The 724-nt window shown below is 64.6% G+C and carries 1 protein-coding gene; it reads right to left on the bottom strand.

Translation table 11 applies throughout. The annotated features are described in order from the left end of the window. A partial coding sequence (locus AEQ63_RS26105) for an immunoglobulin-like domain-containing protein (protein ID WP_236705286.1) occupies positions 1-724 on the bottom strand: 724 nt, incomplete at both ends.

The following is a 724-nucleotide window of genomic DNA, read 5'->3' as shown; positions in this document are numbered from 1 at the left end:
CGGTAACCGGGGTTTGCGCCGGGTTGGTCAGGGTCGCGGTGTAAGTGATCTGGCCGCCTTCAACGATGTTGTTGGTCGCGGTCAGGGTCAGGCCGGTGTTGTCGACCGAGTCGGTGATCGTAGTGACGGCTGGCGTGGGGCTTGGCACCAGGTTCTCGAAGTTGCCGCCGGTTGCCCCGGTGATGGTGGGGCTGACAGTGCTGCCATTGTTGTAGACGTCATTGGCCGCTGTCGGCACGTTGACGGTGCCGACAGTTTCGCCGGCTGCAATGGTGATGGTCGAGCCGTTGGACAGGGTGACGGTAACCGGGGTTTGCGCCGGGTTGGTCAGGGTCGCGGTGTAAGTGATCTGGCCGCCTTCGACGATGTTGTTGGTGGCGGTCAGGATCAGGCCGGTGTTGTCGACCGAGTCGGTGATGGTAGTGACGGCTGGCGTCGGGTTCGGCACCAGTTTTTCGAAGTTGCCGCCGGTAGCCCCGGTGATGGTGGTGCTGACAGTGCTGCCATTGTTGTAGACGTCATTGGCCGCAGTCGGCACGTTGACGGTGCCGACGGTTTCGCCGGCCGCAATGGTGATGGTCGAGCCGTTCGACAGGGTGACGGTTACCGGGGTTTGCTTGTGGGTGGCCGGGGCCGCCGGGGACGGGATCGGGGGGCCGTCCGCGGTGCTTTGGGTCGCTGGCCGGGTCATTCCGGTGTGGGCGATCTGTGCGTGGCGAGGAGG

The organism is Pseudomonas sp. RIT-PI-o (assembly GCF_001297215.1).
GTDB lineage: Bacteria > Pseudomonadota > Gammaproteobacteria > Pseudomonadales > Pseudomonadaceae > Aquipseudomonas > Aquipseudomonas moraviensis_A.
This window is presented reverse-complemented; position numbering and strand designations above follow the sequence as displayed.